14 protein-coding genes and 1 pseudogene are annotated in these 17,156 nt (G+C 43.1%); 8 read left to right on the forward strand and 7 right to left on the reverse strand.

Annotated features, from left to right (window positions below; translation table 11 throughout):
• The first annotated feature begins 87 nt into the window (after positions 1 to 87).
• Entirely contained in the window at positions 88 to 2,343 is a 2,256-nt protein-coding gene (locus tag H7C18_RS35170; protein WP_185130332.1) for a YecA family protein, read from the forward strand.
• A gap of 435 nt (positions 2,344 to 2,778) precedes the next feature.
• Here the strand turns inward: H7C18_RS35170 and H7C18_RS36030 are convergent, their stop codons facing one another.
• Positions 2,779 to 3,132 carry a site-specific integrase gene (locus H7C18_RS36030; protein ID WP_185130490.1) on the reverse strand — a complete coding sequence of 118 codons (354 nt, stop codon included), beginning with the start codon at positions 3,130 to 3,132 and terminating at the stop codon, positions 2,779 to 2,781.
• 25 nt (positions 3,133 to 3,157) lie between these two features.
• The gene (locus tag H7C18_RS17255; RefSeq protein WP_185130333.1) at positions 3,158 to 4,135 is read right to left on the reverse strand and encodes a tyrosine-type recombinase/integrase; all 978 of its coding nucleotides are present in this window, start codon (positions 4,133 to 4,135) and stop codon (positions 3,158 to 3,160) included.
• 553 nt (positions 4,136 to 4,688) lie between these two features.
• Here H7C18_RS17255 and H7C18_RS17260 point away from each other — a divergent pair.
• Positions 4,689 to 5,755 (forward strand): IS3 family transposase gene (locus tag H7C18_RS17260; RefSeq protein WP_185130491.1). Its coding sequence is split into 2 segments (ribosomal slippage): positions 4,689 to 4,890 and positions 4,890 to 5,755, totalling 1,068 coding nucleotides; the frame shifts between segments, so codons are not numbered across the junction.
• Between the two features lie 217 nt (positions 5,756 to 5,972).
• On the opposite strand, the gene H7C18_RS36035 is transcribed toward H7C18_RS17260, so the two are convergent.
• Complete coding sequence (locus H7C18_RS36035) at positions 5,973 to 6,977, reverse strand: excalibur calcium-binding domain-containing protein (protein WP_420481865.1); 1,005 nt, start codon at positions 6,975 to 6,977, stop codon at positions 5,973 to 5,975.
• A gap of 318 nt (positions 6,978 to 7,295) precedes the next feature.
• Between H7C18_RS36035 and H7C18_RS17270 the strand changes: the two genes are divergently transcribed.
• Together H7C18_RS17270 and H7C18_RS17275 are read left to right on the forward strand one after the other, a co-directional pair.
• Complete coding sequence (locus H7C18_RS17270; protein WP_185130334.1) at positions 7,296 to 7,745, forward strand: hypothetical protein; 450 nt, start codon at positions 7,296 to 7,298, stop codon at positions 7,743 to 7,745.
• Between the two features lie 16 nt (positions 7,746 to 7,761).
• Positions 7,762 to 8,484: a hypothetical protein gene (locus H7C18_RS17275; RefSeq protein WP_185130335.1), complete on the forward strand. Its 723-nt coding sequence runs from the start codon at positions 7,762 to 7,764 to the stop codon at positions 8,482 to 8,484.
• 147 nt (positions 8,485 to 8,631) lie between these two features.
• Here the strand turns inward: H7C18_RS17275 and H7C18_RS17280 are convergent, their stop codons facing one another.
• Positions 8,632 to 9,105: a YhjD family protein gene (locus H7C18_RS17280; RefSeq protein WP_185130336.1), complete on the reverse strand. Its 474-nt coding sequence runs from the start codon at positions 9,103 to 9,105 to the stop codon at positions 8,632 to 8,634.
• A pseudogene (locus H7C18_RS17285) lies at positions 9,102 to 10,316 on the reverse strand (DNA polymerase IV). Before H7C18_RS17285 ends, H7C18_RS17280 begins: the two are co-directional and overlap by 4 nt.
• Positions 10,317 to 10,718: 402 nt before the next feature.
• Between H7C18_RS17285 and H7C18_RS17290 the strand changes: the two are divergent.
• Positions 10,719 to 10,925 (forward strand): hypothetical protein, encoded by a 207-nt coding sequence (locus tag H7C18_RS17290; protein WP_185130337.1) that lies wholly within the window; start codon positions 10,719 to 10,721, stop codon positions 10,923 to 10,925.
• A gap of 115 nt (positions 10,926 to 11,040) precedes the next feature.
• Here the strand turns inward: H7C18_RS17290 and H7C18_RS17295 are convergent, their stop codons facing one another.
• Positions 11,041 to 11,784, reverse strand: coding sequence for a hypothetical protein (locus tag H7C18_RS17295; RefSeq protein ID WP_185130338.1), 744 nt, complete (start codon positions 11,782 to 11,784; stop codon positions 11,041 to 11,043).
• A 675-nt stretch (positions 11,785 to 12,459) separates the two neighbouring features.
• On the opposite strand from H7C18_RS17295, the gene H7C18_RS17300 reads away from it, so the two are divergent.
• The 3 genes from H7C18_RS17300 (at position 12,460) to H7C18_RS17310 (ending at position 15,318) form a co-directional block, all read left to right on the forward strand.
• Positions 12,460 to 13,317, forward strand: coding sequence for an ATP-dependent DNA ligase (locus tag H7C18_RS17300; RefSeq protein ID WP_185130339.1), 858 nt, complete (start codon positions 12,460 to 12,462; stop codon positions 13,315 to 13,317).
• 215 nt (positions 13,318 to 13,532) lie between these two features.
• On the forward strand, positions 13,533 to 14,735 hold the full coding sequence (locus tag H7C18_RS17305) for a restriction endonuclease (protein WP_337913709.1): 1,203 nt from the start codon (positions 13,533 to 13,535) through the stop codon (positions 14,733 to 14,735).
• A gap of 424 nt (positions 14,736 to 15,159) precedes the next feature.
• Positions 15,160 to 15,318 carry a hypothetical protein gene (locus tag H7C18_RS17310; protein WP_185130341.1) on the forward strand — a complete coding sequence of 53 codons (159 nt, stop codon included), beginning with the start codon at positions 15,160 to 15,162 and terminating at the stop codon, positions 15,316 to 15,318.
• Positions 15,319 to 16,473: 1,155 nt separating this feature from the next.
• On the opposite strand, the gene H7C18_RS17315 is transcribed toward H7C18_RS17310, so the two are convergent.
• A complete protein-coding gene (locus H7C18_RS17315) occupies positions 16,474 to 17,148 on the reverse strand; it encodes an SOS response-associated peptidase (protein WP_185130342.1) in 675 nt (224 codons plus the stop codon).
• Positions 17,149 to 17,156: the final 8 nt, after the last annotated feature.

Consider the following 17,156-nt stretch of genomic DNA (forward strand, 5'->3'; position numbering starts at 1 on the left):
AAGATTTGGGTGAGTTTTTTTTTTAAATCGTTTATTAGCTAAGGAGCCTTTATGGAGAATTTTGAACTATTAAAGAGTAAGGTTAATATGGAAATGGATGAAAAAATAAGAGAAATATATGATTTTTGCGAAAATGTAAATATGATTGAATTTTTATCTTACAGTGCAGTCTTAAGTTGGATTAGTTTTGGTACACGTAATGAATATTCTTATATGTCGCCAATTGATTTTGAATATCTTGTCGGGGTGTTTCTAAGTTTAGGCTTTGACAAAAGCAAAAAAGGTAAGGGGAGCATTCAAGAGAACGGCAGAATATTAGAGAATCTCAAAAAGCTGATTCCATTGTGGAAGCTTTCTAATAACATTAGAAAAGTTGATGGAAAGACAGATATCTCCGATATTAATAAAGCTTTATTTGAGGCTAACTACATTTCGGCTACTGCAACAATAAAAGGTTATTCCCATTACCAGCCGAAGGATAAATTTAACAGTGCAATCTTTAAACCGTATAGCAATACATTCAAAGCATCTATTGGGTTCGATTTTGATGAGGCCCTTAAATTCCTTGACATAATAAATGAACATTATAAAAAAATATTGGAACAAATAAGAAATGACTTAGATAGCATGATAGGTACTGTTGAACATTTGAATGATGAGTATTTGGGGATGCGTCTGTTTGAAGAGATGCACGCATATAAATTCAACGAAACTTTATTTTTTAATGAAGAAACAATTGAAATGAATTCACCGGATATTGATAGAGTTTCTTTTAGAAGTTTTTTGGAGTTTTTTTCAGTTGATATTACACAAATTAAGCTGAACAACATTAAATATTTTAATGATACTAACCCCTTTAAAGAAAAGCCTATCTTGTATTTAGACAATAAGTTTTTTTTAATTAATCCAATGACAATAAGATGGTGTATGAAGGATCGGTTTGAAGACGAGTTGAAAAGAAATCAAAAAAAATGGCAAAGTTACAATGCATATAAATCAGATTGCCTAGAAGATTTAACAATGAAGCTATTTAAGAAAATATTTCCTTCTGCTGAAATCTATAGTTCCTTATACTACATATCTAAAGAGGGAAAACGCTGCGAACTGGATGGGCTAGTTAAGTATGATAACTGTATTATTCTCATTGAAGCTAAAAGTGGGATTTTTTCAAAATCAGCACGCAATGGTGCCATTGGTCGGCTAGAGAATGTTCTTTATGATAATATTGATTATGCGGCAATGCAAGCAAATCGAGCTAAAGAGTATATAACGCTAACTCATGAACCTATATTTGAAGATAAGAGCAAAAAAGAAATATTTCGTCTCAAGAAAAACGGGTATGAAAATATTTATTTATTGAATGTTACTTCAGAATATTTTTCTGAACTTTCGACTAATTTAAAGCAATTGCATAATATCGGATTGGTAAATATTGAAAACTTCCCGTGGTCTGTTACTTATACTGATTTGGATATAATAGCAGATTTTACACAATTTCCAAATCAGTTTCTTCATTATATTTATTTCAGAGAAAAATTAAATAATAAAGCCCAAATTAGTGGAACATTTAAACACATGTATGAACTTGATTTATTTGGGTTTTATTTATTAGAAGAAACAGAGGGACTGGACGATTTTTTCACTGAAGATATGGATGAGAGTGTCCTTGTCCGAAATATTTATTTAAACAAGTCTGAAGATGCAAGGTTAACTACTCCTGATTTTAGCAGCATTTTTAATGAGTACTATAATAGAAAAGCTATTAATATTGAGTCTCATAAAATAAAGAAGAAGTATAACACAGAGTACTATCATTTAGTAAGACAAATTGAGAAGTATGAAAATCAAAGTGGTGGTTTTTCCAATCTTGTACTTAGATTACTGGACTTTAACAATAGCGTACAGGATCAAATAATTGCGCTGATACACTCATTGAACCGAGAAACTAGTGTCAGTAAACAAATAAAGGTGAAATCCCTGCCGTATCTTCACGGCAACTTCGATGAAAAACCTAATTTTGGTATAACAATTATATCTGCTTATCAAAAAGACCAGGAAAAGGTATTTGAACTCCTTAAAAATCTTATTGTTATAAATAGATCTAAGTACAATTACACTGAATGGCTAGGATTATGTTCGTTTATTGATAACAAAATACATTTAGTTAATAATTTTATGTTCGTTAGAGATGATAAACAATTAGATTCGATATGGGGAAATTTATCGGAAAATCTTCCCTCAAAAAAGTTGAAGTACTATGATGGAAGTAAATTAAGTAGGAATGATCCTTGTCCATGTGGAAGTGGTAAGAAATATAAGAAGTGCTGTTTGGGCACACCGTAGCTTTGGCTAAATGTCGTAACATTGGCAGTTAACAGAAACGTGGAAAGCGTAAGTTTATGTTGTTTAAAGTTGATGAAATAAGCCAATCAGGGAATTATGAAGTCATGGATTTGGAAGAAGAAATGTTTTGCTAGATACCATGAATGCGGATAATCTGTCTTTTTTTCAGGCAGAGGCGTTTCGATTAAAGGTATACTCGTCAATATGAGAATGACGTTTATTAGACCGGACAAGTCGGATCCTTACATGGTGTTAGATCAACATAACAAGGATATGATCGAAATTTTCATGATTCGCTATTCGTATCAATAGTCATTGTTGTAAATTGATGGGGCATTGCTTAGCGGGGTTCTCAGCAATGCTTCATTTTTTCAAGAGATCACTTCCTCCGGGCTTGCATATGTTCTACCGGGCAATATTTCCGATGCTGCTCCTTCACCTCATTGCTGAAATGCCGCACATACATTTGTACCGATCTAGCGAGGAATGGCCAAGTATTTGCTGCAATGAAAACGGGTCGCCTCCGTTTCGGATATAAAGCTTGGCCATGGTGTGGCGAAACGTATGCGGGGAAACCCGAACACCGGAAGTTTTAGCCCTAAGTCCGTAATCGCGAATACGATCCTTTACAGACCGAAGCTGAAACGGCAGCAGGTAATGCAGCGTGCTATCATAATAAGCAATGGAGCGCTGGCTGAGGTTCCGGGATCGGCAGTCCTGAAGGAACAGATCGATCCACTCCTCGTTCGACGGTTTGGCGGAAAAAGACCGATCCGTTTGGGCGGATATGCGATTGGTACGACGTTTAACGGGACTATTTACGAGACATCTTCCTTTCTACTTTGCATTTCTGGGCATAACGAAGAAGCGATTCGACGGGGCTGCATGTTTCGTGCCGATGGCGTACATCGGCGGGCTGAAACGGCACATATTGACGGGTCATGGTGATGTCGCTATGTCCTAAAAGGGCTTGCAAAGCGTAGGCATTACCGCCATTCATCAAGAAAGATTTGGCCATCGTTCTCCGGAAGGCATGGGCGGAACCGCGTATACCGACGTCATGACAATACTTGATGATCAACTGCTTGATCGTGTCAGGCTGAAGGGACTGCCCTTTGCTTGAGATCCATAAGCCATCCTGCTGCTGTCCGCCGCGTAGTCGCAGATATGAACGGAGTACCGCGGCGCAAGTGTTTTGCATGGGGACGAAGCGGCTTTTGTCGCCTTTTCCTTGGGCAATGCGAATAAAGCCATCCTGAAAGTACAGATCGAAAATAAGTAGAGTACTTAATTCGGTAAGTCGAATACCGGTATCCAGCAATAACAGCATCATGGTGTAGTCCCGCAGTCCAGTGAATCGCCGGAGATTGGGTTGATGAAGAATCCGTTCGACTACCGCTTCCGTGAAGCAGATGGGCTCGTAAGGGTTGACCTGTGAATTCGAAGGCATGGCTATGGCGAAGTTTTCTCCAGCTGTATCCGGAAATGCGAATCGAAAAAATTGTCGACAAGTATAAAATCGGCCACGAATAGAATGCCGGGCATAGCCTTGCTCGTTCAATTGTTGAAGCCAGTCCTGAAGGACCATTACGCAGTTGGAAGCGAGGAATGGCATCTGGCGAGAGATAAAAAATCGTTCCAAGCCCAACAGGTGGAAGGAATAGTACGTTATCGTTCGGGGAGATAAACCGCGATGGGAGGCGGCGAGGAGAAACTGCCGAACCTGGTCTTGAAATTCAGGCCAGTGGAAGCCCGGCAGGCTGTGGGGAGTGGCTGGACTCGTAATCGTCATACGGATACGACCCTCCAATAAGGAAATGGAGGGAAAAGCAGAATGGAGAGTTAGAGCAGATTGTCTGGTCGACGCGTTTTTCACCCGCGCCAGATTCGGCGAATGTAATCCACTTGGCAAATAATCTTACGCGTCTCTTCAACACGGGGAACCCTGGCTCCATCTGCTTTTCCCGGTCCCGAATTTAGCGCGTCCCGGGCCAGACACGCCGACTTCAGGTGCCAGTAATGGAAACATTGTGGAGGTTCGAGTCCTCTCGACCGCACCAACCTTACAAAAGAAGCCCTGCAGAGTATCTCGAGGCCACTGAAAAACTGCTTATTTGAGAAAAAACATAAATTTTAGGGGGTACAAATATGTCTCCCTAACGTAAAAGGAACCTTAGAAGCTATTCTAGAGGCTCGTTTTTCTTTGCTTATTCAATTCCACCCATGGATCGTCTACACTAAGTTGGACAGAAAAAATGAGGGGGAGTAGAATAGACGAAACGATAAGGAGCGGATGAGCCGTGCCCCAACCCAGACGGACCTTTACAGATGAGTTTAAAAAACAGATGGTGCAGCTATTCGAGAGCGGAAAATCGAGGGCCAGCATCGTCAAGGAGTATGGTTTAACGGCTTCCGCCCTGGACCGGTGGATTAGCCAAAGCCAGCAGACAGGATCCTTTTCGGCTAAGGATAATCGCACACCGGAAGAAAATGAACTGCTGTCACTGCGCAAGGAAGTTCAGCGTCTGAAGATGGAGAACGACATTTTAAAGCAAGCCGCGCTGATCATGGGACGAAAGTAAATGTGATTCGCAGCAATGCCCACAAATACTCGGTATCAGCAATGTGTAGCGTCCTGCAGCTCCCCAAGAGCACGTATTACTATAAGCCAAAACCGGCCTTAAATCCGGACGAGCAGAAGCTGGAAGACGCAGTCGTCGAGATATTCCGAGACAGCCGTAACAACTACGGCACCCGTAAGATCAAGGTGGAACTCACGAAACGATCCATCCAAGCTTCGCGCCGTAAAATCGGCAAGATCATGCAGAGGCAGGGCTTGGTCTCCTCCTACACGGTGGCCCAGTACAAGCCTTACAAGGCCGCACCCAACGAATCGAAGACGACCAACCAACTGCAGCGCAAGTTTAGCCAGGACGAGCCTTACGCCGTAGTCGTCAGCGATCTAACGTACGTACGCGTGGACGGCAAGTGGAACTACGTCTGCTTATTTGTCGATCTCTTTAACCGCGAGATGGTCGGTTATAGTTGCGGCCAGAGAAAGACAGCTGAGTTGGTCTACGAGGCGATTGCAAGCCTCTCCGTGCGGCTGGATCGAATTCAGATGTTTCATACGGATCGTGGCAGCGAGTTTGACAACCGCCTGATTTCGGAGGCGCTAGCTACCTTCGGCATCCAGCGTTCGCTGAGCAAGAAGGGCTGTCCGTATGATAACGCAGTCGCTGAGGCTACGTTCAAGATTTTCAAAACAGAGTTTGCCAACCAACGACAGTTCCAAAGCCTAAAGCAGTTGTCGGTGGAGCTCCGTGATTATGTCCACTGGTTTAATGAGCATCGGATTCATGGGACGTTGGGTTATCGAACGCCCGCTGAATTCAGACGGTTGCCCTCATAATCGTTGTCCAGTTTTGTGTTGACAATCCAACCCCCCTTTTTTTATTGAAGAGGAAGCGGGAAAGGGACGAAATTTTTCCACCTACTAATTACCGAACAACAAACGGACATCTAGAAACCTGAGTTACGGGATTCCGTTTTTAGTAACAGTGCTAAACTTACCTTTAATATGTTCTTTAAACAAAAGCCGCCAGACTTGATACTCGGGCGGGACCTTCTTATTCGCATGCTACTCCGTCATGATCTCTATCTAAAGCGCTCCGATAGCCTGGATCTCCCTCATAGAGCGGCGCTTTCCCCGCATCCCTAACCGCTGAGCAGTTTTTATAATAAACGGTCTCAGTCGATTCAACCGGTTTTGGTGTCGGCTTAGGTGTTGGTTTCGGAGTCGGCTTCGTAGTAGGTTTAGGCGTTGATTTCGGTGTAGCCTTCGGTGAAGATTCCGGAGATTTACTAGACTGAATCGCCTTATCCGAACTCTTCGTTGCCTCAATCACCTTTTCGCTTTTCCCTCCCTCGATCACGAAGAGGATTCGCGTCCCGTCCGTGTAATCCTCCAGCTCGTTACTAACCCACGAACCAGCTCCACGGTTATCCGATGGAGTTACGTATGCAATATCAGCGCCCGAACCGCCCTCCGCGCACATAGCCATCGGCCATTCATCGCGGTCATAACCGTCTTTAGTAGCGATACCTTTCAGGGATTCCGATCGGTGCTCCTCGGCGTCTTTCCTGTCGATTGTACAAACGGGGGACTCTCCGCTATTTATAGCTGCCAGAATGTGCGCGGCTGTCTCCGGATACTTATCTGCGGGGAATTCGATCTTGTCATCGTAATTTATACCGCTAACTTGATCGCCACTAACTTCGACTTCCACTCGCTGCATTGGAGAAGCGGAGCCTGTAACCGTTGGCATCGGCTCTGCTGACTCGATCACTGGTGGTATGGATTCCGGCGTGCCCATGACCGGAGGTACCGGTGACACCACAACCATTGAAGATTCCGGCGTTGCCGATGGACTTGGCGTAGTCGAAGCCGGTGGAGTGCTTGATAACGTCGCGGTCGTGTCGTCGTATTGGCTACCGCCTATTGCTCCGGATATTCCGATAATCAAGGCTATAGCTGCCCATGTTGTTCCAAGAATTCTACCGGTGGAACCCAATTTTCTCCACTGAAAAAGGATCATAATGTAGGGAACGAATATCCAACCTAAAATCTTCATCAATGCTTCCTCCGCACCATGTCTTTAGACACAATTCTACATTATTCTGGCATTAGTGGGAAGAGGACCATTCTTTTAAATTTGGATAAGAAAGTTAAAGGAGAACAGAAATATAAGATTATTATCTGGATGTAAAATTTCGTTAAATAAATGTTAAAAATAAACAAATGAGTGATCATCTATAAAACAAACGAACGTGTCGTCGATACTATTAATAACAAGGAGGTGATATTAATAGAATACTCGCGGAGACTTCTTTATTTCTTCTATGAGATCGGCTTTCTAATCCATGTTGAAAAACAAAGAGGATTTGTTTACATGGCAAAGACAGCTGACCTCGATCGGTTCGAGAAGAAACTTTGTCCAATGATTGATCATGCTTTAGGAATTTTAAAAAGAGGCGTGACTGATGAGAGAGCTAGGATGCTTCTCGATCTGCACAAGATTAATTACTGGAGGGACAATTCGTACGATTGCTTCGATTTAAAATTGATTCAGATTTGTTTGGAATCTAGTCTTCTTCTGCGTAGATCGGATTTGGATGATTTTCGCTTGTTTGCTAATGAAATTTTAGTGTCTGAAGGAAAAGAAGACGATAAACATTTACTAGCGAATTTATTGCATACTCTCCAAAAGGCTGTACTTGAAAATAGGTTGCTTTCTTACGAACAATTGGCGATCGAAATCGAGAATACTTCCAGTCTAAACTTTAATGAAGGATTGAGCCGAGAACAAATTGATAAATTACTTTCAAAAAATAATAAATAGAAAGGTTGAGGTTTTAATGAAAAAACTTTTTTCCTTTGTTTCCATCGCGTCGTTAGCTATTGCTATTTCCATTCCGGCAGCGGCTGAAGCGGCGGCCCCTCTACCGGTTAACGAACATGTGTTATCTAAAGATAAAATTAACTCCCTGTTGTCAACTAGCCTTCCATTCGATCCTTCTACTGTACACACCGCCACTGAAGAAGAGGTAGAATTAATTAAAGAAAAGGCTAAGCAAGAGAAGTTAGCGCATCCTGATCAAGCTGTTGATCTGCAAGAAGTTCTCGAAGATTTAAATCTTTCTGATCTGACAATTGTTTCTGAAAACGAAATGAATAAAATTTCTAGCTCACAAGTTCAACCATTCGCTGCGTCTGGAATTATCGATGCTGGCGGAATTGGGTTTGAGTCTTACTCGCGTGATGCTACCTATTTTAGGGCTCAAGCGCATGTTTTTAATTCGGTTCCTTTAACTACTATCGACCAAATCGCGGGATATGTGGAGGGCTTCCGACAACTCTCTCTCGATTTTCCAACCTCATATGTTGTCATGTTCAATGAGTTCTACGATGCCAGAAACATTGGATATGGAAACACTAAAGTACTTGACCCTAAATCCATTGCTCATTTAGGCTTAATAGCAAAGATGACTATTACCGGAGTGGTAAAGGTCGGTGAAGATACGAGGACTCTCACAAACACAATCGTTAGTAATACAAACGGAACATTTACTAATGGGTGATAACTCGTAGCGATTTCTTTAATTAAAGAAAAGGGAACCGTTTGGTTTAGACGGTTCCCTTTTACCATATCTGAATTCAAGCTTCAGCGAACAGGCATAGAGTGTGTCGTTGTAAGAAGAAGGGACGGTAAGATATTCTATCCCTCCTCATTCCTTCTGCACAAAGATCGGTCTTAGAATTTCCTCAGTTAATTTCTTCATCTTAACTCGGATTTCCGACCTCATAACTTCGCGAGTGTATCCGACTTTCTCGACGAATCCGCGACATCGCACCTGATAATAATAAATATCGTCAACGTGTTCGTCCTGACTCACTCGGATGTTACGTCTGGTAAGCTCGCGAACGATACTTTGCATTTCCCCGCTTATCCGATTCATTAATGTCTGGAGAAAGATGTCAATTAGTGACCTGAGTGGATTGGCTGTTGATTGATTGCCACGCTGGCTGTTATCCGCAATAGTGAGCATATGCGGCAGGACGATGTAATCCCGAACTAAGAAGCGTTCGTCCTCCGTTTGTCGCTGAGCAGGCTTCTGCTCTTTGCGTGCCTCGAATTGTTCCTGATGTTCGGTAAGAAGCATTTTCGATTTCCACCTTTCGTTCCCATCGAGTTTACTCATTTGAAATGACCCCCGATTTGTCCTGCTCTTTCTCGTGCAACGCCCGATTCCAACATCGAAGAAGCCCGCATTGGCTGCGTCTCCAAACCGATCCTTAATCGAGTCGGTAGCGTGTTCGATCTCGTAAGCGGCCGGCCGATCGTCAAACAAAGTGAGCTGGTAAACCGAATCGCTCGCGAGATCGGTAAGCGAAATAAACAATCGACTAATCGGAAGGCCTCGCCAATGCTCAACGAAAAGCTTGTGAGCCGCCGATGCAACTTCATGCGTCAATGATGTCGCGTGAGGCAACGTTAATTGCCGACCGAAGTAAAGAACGCGTTCCCCATCTGTTTCTACGGCACCGACGGATACGACGCGGCCGATATAACCATGCCGGCGGGCTCTACGGCAGACTTCGATGACGAGTTCGAGTAAGACAACTTCGATGTCCTCGAGCCTACGATATAAGCTGCTTCGTAATGCCTTCCCGTGACTTACGGATTGAAGCTTATTGCGAATACTCGGAACAACGGGGGAGGGGGCGATTCCACGCGCAGTCTGCCAGTAATATTCCGCTTGAATATCCGATTGTCTACCCATTTCCCGCCGCATGCGACGTTTGAATTCCCCGAGTTCCAATCGTGTGACATCCCCGATCGTTGGCAGCCCCATCCGGATAAAATGCCGGGTCATGCGGCTCGCGACCATGAACATTTGATGCACGGGCAACGGCCACAAATCTTTTTCAATTTTCTCGAGACCTAGCCGAAACACACCGTCCGGCCGTTTCTTCGCGAAGTTGTCGGTTCCCATTTTGGCAAGTATTTTCGTCGGTCCGATACCCACGCGTGACCACACCCCGTACGGACTTCCGAACAAGGCAAGCGAGCCCTTAACGTCGAGAGATAGTTCATCGATCGAATAAGGTTCGACCAGGTCCGTAAAGTTTTCGAATATTTGCGTAATCAGAAGTGAGATCGAAATGTAACGCTGCATTCGCAGCCGGATGACGACGATGTCCGGACATTTGGCCCGCGCTTCTCCAACCCGTTCGGCGGTCGTAACTCCACGTGATTTTGCAACCGGACAAGCAGCGAGGATGTTTCCCGATTTTCGATCCGGATCTCCAACTGCGACAGGCTTATCGCGATACTCGGGGGGGCAGCTTTTTCAACCGAAGCGTAAAACGATTGCCCATCGATTAGAAATATCGTGCGCTCAGGAGGCATAGCCGCTCACCGGCTTTTGCGCAAGGATGTTCGGTAATTTAAACATGCGGAATTCCCTTTTTGAGTGATCGAACGCGCGAACACTTCCGTTCGTTACGGAATGTACCGTAATCCTTCGTTGTGTGAATTGCCCCTCGTTGTCTACGTAAATAATGTCCAACGACTTGCCTACGTACTTGTCAATGGACATGATTTCCGCCTCCATTTAACAAATCGTAACACGAACTTGTTCTAATCATATACGAACGAATGTTCCCTATCAAGGGATGTTTTATTCCAGTTATAAAAAATCCCGCTCTGCAGATGACCACGCGGGTAATTCGCAGATTCATTTGGAGTCCATGAAGGGTTTTGCCATGATGCGTCGAGATGGTAACGAAGTAAACAACGGGAGGAGATACCGTGGTTAGTAAGTATCCCCTTAAAGATAAGCCTGGTCGTACGATGTTTGTATTCGAGCGTTCGGGGAAATTTTGCGGGAACATCATCAAGGATCACACAGACAAAGAGCCGGCCAAACTAGTATTTGAAACAGAGCGGTTCGACAGTATTGAGGCGTTGAAAGAAGCTTACCCACCGGCGGACGAAAAGAAAGAGCAGGAGGCTTAGACCTCGCTGCTCTTTTGTATTATCTCTATTTGCTTTGGAAGTTGCTTTGCTGGCCGGCAAGGTGCTGCTCTGCCAAATTCGACCGGCGTCACGGACCGAGGTTTTTTGATTATAATTATAAGTTATTAGAAAGTGTTAGGGTCCAAGAATCGCCATATCCAGTTAGCTTGCATTCGGTATAAGCTCCTACAACAGGATCAGTAGCCATATTACCGGTTTTTGCGGCATCAATTGGTTTCCAAGTTGTAGGGGCGGCGTAACTGAACGTATTACTAGATGGATTGAATTCTTGGTGTTGTGCAACAGGAATTGAACCTGCAAATCCCGTTGTTCCAATTCGCACCAGTCTGTTCGTTACAGCAATACCATTATCTGAATTAGCCCAACCACCAGTTACACTGGTAAGTCTCCAGTATTCACGAGTATTAACAACTGTTCTTTCAACATAAATTGTTGAGTATGCTCTGACAGCAATAGAAGGATCCCAAGCCTCATCTCCTCTTGTTATGGTGGTTGATACGTCCATAACAGCATATGTTTCAACGACACTGTTTTCGGGAGTGAGCCTTCGTTCTAAAAGCTGGCTAGTGCGATACTTAGTAACTTTAGCGTTAACTGCATGCTTGCCATCATCCGAATTTAAAACAATATCAGAAGTTTCCGTGGTTTTGTCAACCAAATTAGAATCATTAATACCTTTCTTCGCCCTTTCAATTATCGAATCAATGTCCGTAATTTGATCGGCTTTAAATAAAACTTTGCCTTTTGGGGAGGTATTTGTGGCAGCAAGAACGGAACCGCTTGAGGCAAGGAATAGCATGACCATTATAACTAGAATAAAACTAGATTTGATTTTCATTATGACACTCCCCTTAACGTTAGTGATTGGTTTTATTGATTTTTAAAAAATGAAAATATGAATAGCAATCCACAAATCAGTGATAGAACGCTAGTATTGATACTGGCATTTAGGAAATTGATTAAAGAAGGAAAAAACAATATTAAAATGCACGGCAATAAAGCAAAAAAGGCTACAAATGCATTGAAACTAAATTTCCATTTTCGAAAAAATGGAAGAGCAATATAAATTCCGAAAATAAAATAAATCAAGTATATTTCTTGGGTTCCAGGGTTCAATTGGTAAGTACGTTGAATTTCATTCTTTATTGACTCTTCAAAAAAGTTCACTAGCTTTAGAACACATAAAAATCCAATAAGCCACGCAATGTAAAAAAGAATTCTACGTTGAGTAATCTTCATAGATGCATACCGCCTTTTTTAAGATTTAGTTTTAACCTCCATTTCATAATATACTGAAAATAGAAAAAAGAACCGAAATAAATATATCATAAATATATCTCATATGGAATAGATCTCCTTTTTTAGTTTTTATGCGCCAGGTCCAACCCCACCTTTTTAACTACTGCTTTTATGCTCCTCGGCTTTCCTCATATTCAAACAATTACCGATTTATCCTTCCGCGACCGAATGATACAATTGGTATATCACACTTTACGTACGGAAGGTATGCGCAATGTTCCTCACACCGATGCTACTAGCAAAACGCGAAGATCCATTTGACGATCCACGTTACTTATATGAGCCGAAAATCGATGGTCATCGTGCGATCTTTTCGATTGAAAATGGAGTCGCCCGCATTTATACACGTCATCATAGCGATGTAACTCGCCAGTATCCGGAATTGCACGAGGTCCCGATCGCTGATGACTCCGACATGGTACTCGACGGTGAAATCGCGGTTGTTGATCTGGAAACAGGAGCAGTCGATTTCGAGGCGGTGATGAGGCGGTTTCAACTGCGAAAAGCTGAAAAGATTCGCGTAGCTGCCGCAACCCAACCGGTTCATTTCTTCGCGTTCGATATCCTACGTTATAAAGGCATGGATCTACGGAAGTTACCGCTGATCGAGCGAAAGGAGATACTCGCGGCTGCACTCGATAATTCCCCGTATTTCTCACGTGTTTTATCGGTGGAAAACGAGGGGACCGCGTTGTTCAACGTAATAAAGGAACGGAAACTCGAGGGGATCGTAGCGAAGCAGAAGAGCGGCGTATATGTCGGCCGACGTAGCGAAAGTTGGCAAAAGATCATCAACTATACGTACGCCGACGTTTACATTTCGGGATACCTCAAGAACCAGTTCGGATGGCTCGTCGAGTACAACGGAAGGCCAGCGGGAATCATCGAGTTCGATTCGACGGTGCCGGCCGCGCAGAAACAAGCGTTTTACAGTGTAGCTCGAAAGCTTGTTACAGGAGAAGACCGGAACTTTGTATACGTGGAGCCTATGATCGAGGCTCGCGTAAGATTCCGGAATTGGACGAAAAGCGGGAAGATGCGGTCGCCGGAGTTTGTTGGTTTTACTGTATAGCAATTAATCTCTTGTCAAAGTGTCAAGCCGAATATGAATAAAAGAACGCCGGCCACCTTAAAACTATTTGGTAGCGAATTTAATGGATTATTGTCGCAATCTCCATTTTTTGCTATGATGGCTGTGGGTATTTTTGCCTGATTGTATTGCCCCGAAAAGCGGGGTATTTTTATTATCACTATATGTATGTAAGAAGGTGAGAAAATTTGGGTATAGTGTTTAAAGCGATTTTTGGAAGAGCTTTGTACACGTTATATGAAGAGTATGTTGGCAAGTCTGAGTTAGTGGATACAATCTTAATTATACTAGGTACTGTTTTTCTATGCTTTCTCGGATACGTATTCCTAAAAATCTTTATAGATGAAGTTATTTTTCAAAAATGTGTTCATGGTGTGAAGTTCGGTTATACAAAAAAGAAGTGTGAGGCATGCACAAACGGAGTACATAAGAATGTGGAGCCCAAAATCAATCCATCAGGAATTTGCAAATCTTGTGGATCTCAAGTTAAATCTCGCTATAGACATCAAGTTATAAAGCCTGGGCAATCCTTAGAATATAATACAGATGAAATTGATACATTTGTAAATGAAAATCGGCTAGGCCCACTATTTAAGCAACAATTACATCTTAGACACTATCCTCCTGAATTGTACTGGTTAGATTATTGCGATGAATGTTTTTGCTCGAAGGACCTAAACAGATACAATATGAAGTACAAGTTTGCAAAGTGGGGTGAAAGTCTTCTTAGGGCATTTGCGTATTACTGGTGGATTGTCTTACTTGCATTAGCGTTTGGTTGGATCAAATTTATAAATGATCTATGGGTCATTGTCTTGGGTTACTTTGTTATGATTCTGCTTTCTCGATATTTGTTTGGATTGGAGGTCACAAGCCGTATTCAACAAGCTCGAAGTGATTTATCCAAGGCTAACAGCGTTCATACAGAGATTTTAAAAGCCTTGGATTTCATAAAAAAGATTGATGAAGAGGCTGCTGCTGCAAAGGAAAAAATTCGTATTTTACGCGAAAGCAGGATTAACGATATTGATAAAATGTCAGGAGTGCAGTTTGAGGAGCATCTAGCCTACTTTTTTTCTAGACTTGGTTATAAAGTCAAAGGAACGAGCACTACTGGAGATCAGGGAGTAGATTTAATCCTTAAGAAGAACAACGAAACAATTGCAATTCAGGCGAAAAGATACGATCCTAGTAAATCCGTAGGAAACTCTGCAATACAGGAGGTTATTGCTGGCAAAATTATCTATGATTGTTCTGACGGTTGGGTGATTACCACCTCATACTTTACTAAGTCCGCAATACAACTAGCCAGTAAAGCAGGCATACGATTGATTGACCGTGAAAAACTAATTAAAATGCTAAGTGACGTTGAAAGAGAAGATCAGTTTGATGTGGTTTAACAAATCAAATAAAGTACGAAGCCGGCTGCAGAGAAAGCAGTCTGCCTATTCAGCTTTTGGTATAAAAGAAAGAACATACATTTCTGCGAAAATACTCTCCGCCTATCTTCACATACAAATCAGTAATCTCCTCGACAAGACCGTTGCCCATACATTCATCATCGATATAAACGGCGATAGGTCTGTGATCAATTGCCGCAGTATAAAGATGAATCGCGCTGAGTGGTTTCTTCTTCATACGAAAATAATTCGACAAATACCGCAAGATTCCTCCGAGAATCACTTGTAAAACTTGCGATTAGTTGTCTACGGGTTATGAAGCCGCACAAGGCTTAAATCGGAACTAGGCCGACGGGCCGAAAAGAGCGAACTCCCTGCGCTCCTGTTCCGCATATTTTTATTTTGAGAGAGGTAGGCGTTGTAAATGGAGCGAGAAGAAAAGCTCGGATTAAGCGTCAAAGTTAACGTGAACGTCTCGGAGGCTATTCGCGGGCTTAAAGCGATTCAACGCGAGGCTAAGAAGGCTGCACAGGCATTGCGAGAAGTCGAATCGGCTTTGGCGAGTGATGTCGCTAGTGCGTAACATAACAGCACGAAGAGTCGGCCGCCTAATCAGCGGAGCGCCTGTCGGAGCCTTAGCGCCGATTAACGCAGAGTGGGCACGTGACGAGCGTGGTAACCTTTTTAAATACACGCAAGCAGAGCGGATCGAAGCCGCTAGACGTCGCAGTTGGGCGAGTCGAGATAAGCGGCATTTTTCGTTTACGTATATGCAACACATACGAGAGATTACCCCAAGAACTATCGAATAAATACTGCGGCTATCTACTGCTCATTCAACCGTATATCGCGTTTAAATCGAACGTGTTGGTTACGGAGGGGCGAGCGGACATTCCGCTTACCATCAACGACCTAGCGCGCATATGGAATGTCAGTAAACGGACCGCACGTACCATCATCGACGAGTTCGAGCTTCGGAGCATTTTATTCGAAGCTGACGGAGTGTTCACGCTAAACAGTCGGTACCACTTCCGGAAGAAAACCGGAGGGGACGTGGACGCGCTGATTAAAACGTACTTTACGACGCTGAAGTCATTTAATATGACTGCGGCCGATCTTGGATTCGTCTATAAGCCTCTGCCATACGTTCATTACGAAACAAACCTCATATGTGCCGATCCATTTGCGGAGGACCACGAGATATGGTTTCTCAACGATAAAGAAATCGGAGAGGTCATCGGCTAAACGGAGACGAAAACAAAAGAGACGATCGCACGACTTCGCAAGGTGCGGATAATTGGTGAGTGGATTAACGCTGAGGATAAGCGCCAAAAGTTTACCGCGTTGAACCCTTACGTATTCTACCGGAAGAGAGGCGAGCCTGTCGGAGTAACCGCGTCATTGTTCGCGAATTGGGAAAGCGCCAGGAAACACAGCGCATAAATAGGTACCCTTTTTTGCACGCGATTAAAATCGCTGAAAGCCGGCTTTTATTACATGTAAAGGGAGTATTGTAATATTTCACTATAATGAAATTGAAATGGTGAGATCGCATCGATGGCGCTTACAAGATTTTTTTAAGTCAGAGCAACTAGTAACTATGAAACCGTATTTTACAGCGGCAGTACTCATAAAATTGTCTTGGATGGCAGCTAATGACTCACTTTCTGTCAAAGCACAAAGCTGATAGTGTTGTCTGAATGCCAAAAAAAAGCAGGAGGGATATCCTCGCTGCTTATTATTTCGCTTCCGCAATTAACTCTGGCGAATGATTTCGAACATTTCCAACAGCCTTATCGACCTTATACGCCCGCATTTTTTCGGCTTCGTATGGTCTTAGCAAAGATAAGAGCAGATCCTTGTCTTGGTTGCCCTTGTCCAGCCACACGTCTGTATTGTCACGGGTTAGAATGACAGGCATCCTATCGTGTATATCCTCCATTAACTCATTCGGTTTTGTCGTAATGATTGTACAAGTGCTTAATCTATCTCCGCTATCCGGATTTACCCACGTATCGTACAAACCTGCAAAACTAAATAATCCTCCGTCTCTTGGTACGATGCGATAGGGCTGCTTGTCCGATCCGCTCTTTTTCCACTCATAAAATCCATCAGCAGGGATGATGCAGCGTTTTCGCGAAAGTAAACTTTTAAACGCGGGCTTCTCGCCTATGGTCTCAGCACGAGCGTTAATCATCTTGAAACCTCCTTTACCATCCTTTGACCATGAGGGGATGAGACCCCAACGAAGTTCACCTAGCTTATTTCGCTGTCCATCGTTAATTATCGCAGGTACTAGCTGTGTTGGAGCAATATTGTAGCGCGGTAACATGGGGCTTACACTGGATTCTCCGATCTCATAAAGGGTCATCAGTTCGTCGAGACTTATCGTTATCGTGTACCGTCCGCACATAATAACCA

Origin of the sequence: Cohnella zeiphila (assembly GCF_014212055.1) — a bacterium.
Taxonomy (GTDB): Bacteria; Bacillota; Bacilli; order Paenibacillales; family Paenibacillaceae; genus Cohnella; species Cohnella zeiphila.

Coding starts and splice junctions, on each gene's coding strand:
- H7C18_RS35170 (WP_185130332.1), top strand. CDS start 88: ATGGAAATGGATGAAAAAATAAGAGAAATATATGATTTTTGCGAAAAT.
- H7C18_RS17255 (WP_185130333.1), bottom strand. CDS start 4,135: ATGACGATTACGAGTCCAGCCACTCCCCACAGCCTGCCGGGCTTCCAC.
- H7C18_RS36035 (WP_420481865.1), bottom strand. CDS start 6,977: ATGAAGATTTTAGGTTGGATATTCGTTCCCTACATTATGATCCTTTTT.
- H7C18_RS17270 (WP_185130334.1), top strand. CDS start 7,296: ATGGCAAAGACAGCTGACCTCGATCGGTTCGAGAAGAAACTTTGTCCA.
- H7C18_RS17275 (WP_185130335.1), top strand. CDS start 7,762: ATGAAAAAACTTTTTTCCTTTGTTTCCATCGCGTCGTTAGCTATTGCT.
- H7C18_RS17280 (WP_185130336.1), bottom strand. CDS start 9,105: ATGAGTAAACTCGATGGGAACGAAAGGTGGAAATCGAAAATGCTTCTT.
- H7C18_RS17295 (WP_185130338.1), bottom strand. CDS start 11,784: ATGAAAATCAAATCTAGTTTTATTCTAGTTATAATGGTCATGCTATTC.
- H7C18_RS17300 (WP_185130339.1), top strand. CDS start 12,460: ATGTTCCTCACACCGATGCTACTAGCAAAACGCGAAGATCCATTTGAC.
- H7C18_RS17310 (WP_185130341.1), top strand. CDS start 15,160: ATGGAGCGAGAAGAAAAGCTCGGATTAAGCGTCAAAGTTAACGTGAAC.
- H7C18_RS17315 (WP_185130342.1), bottom strand. CDS start 17,148: ATGTGCGGACGGTACACGATAACGATAAGTCTCGACGAACTGATGACC.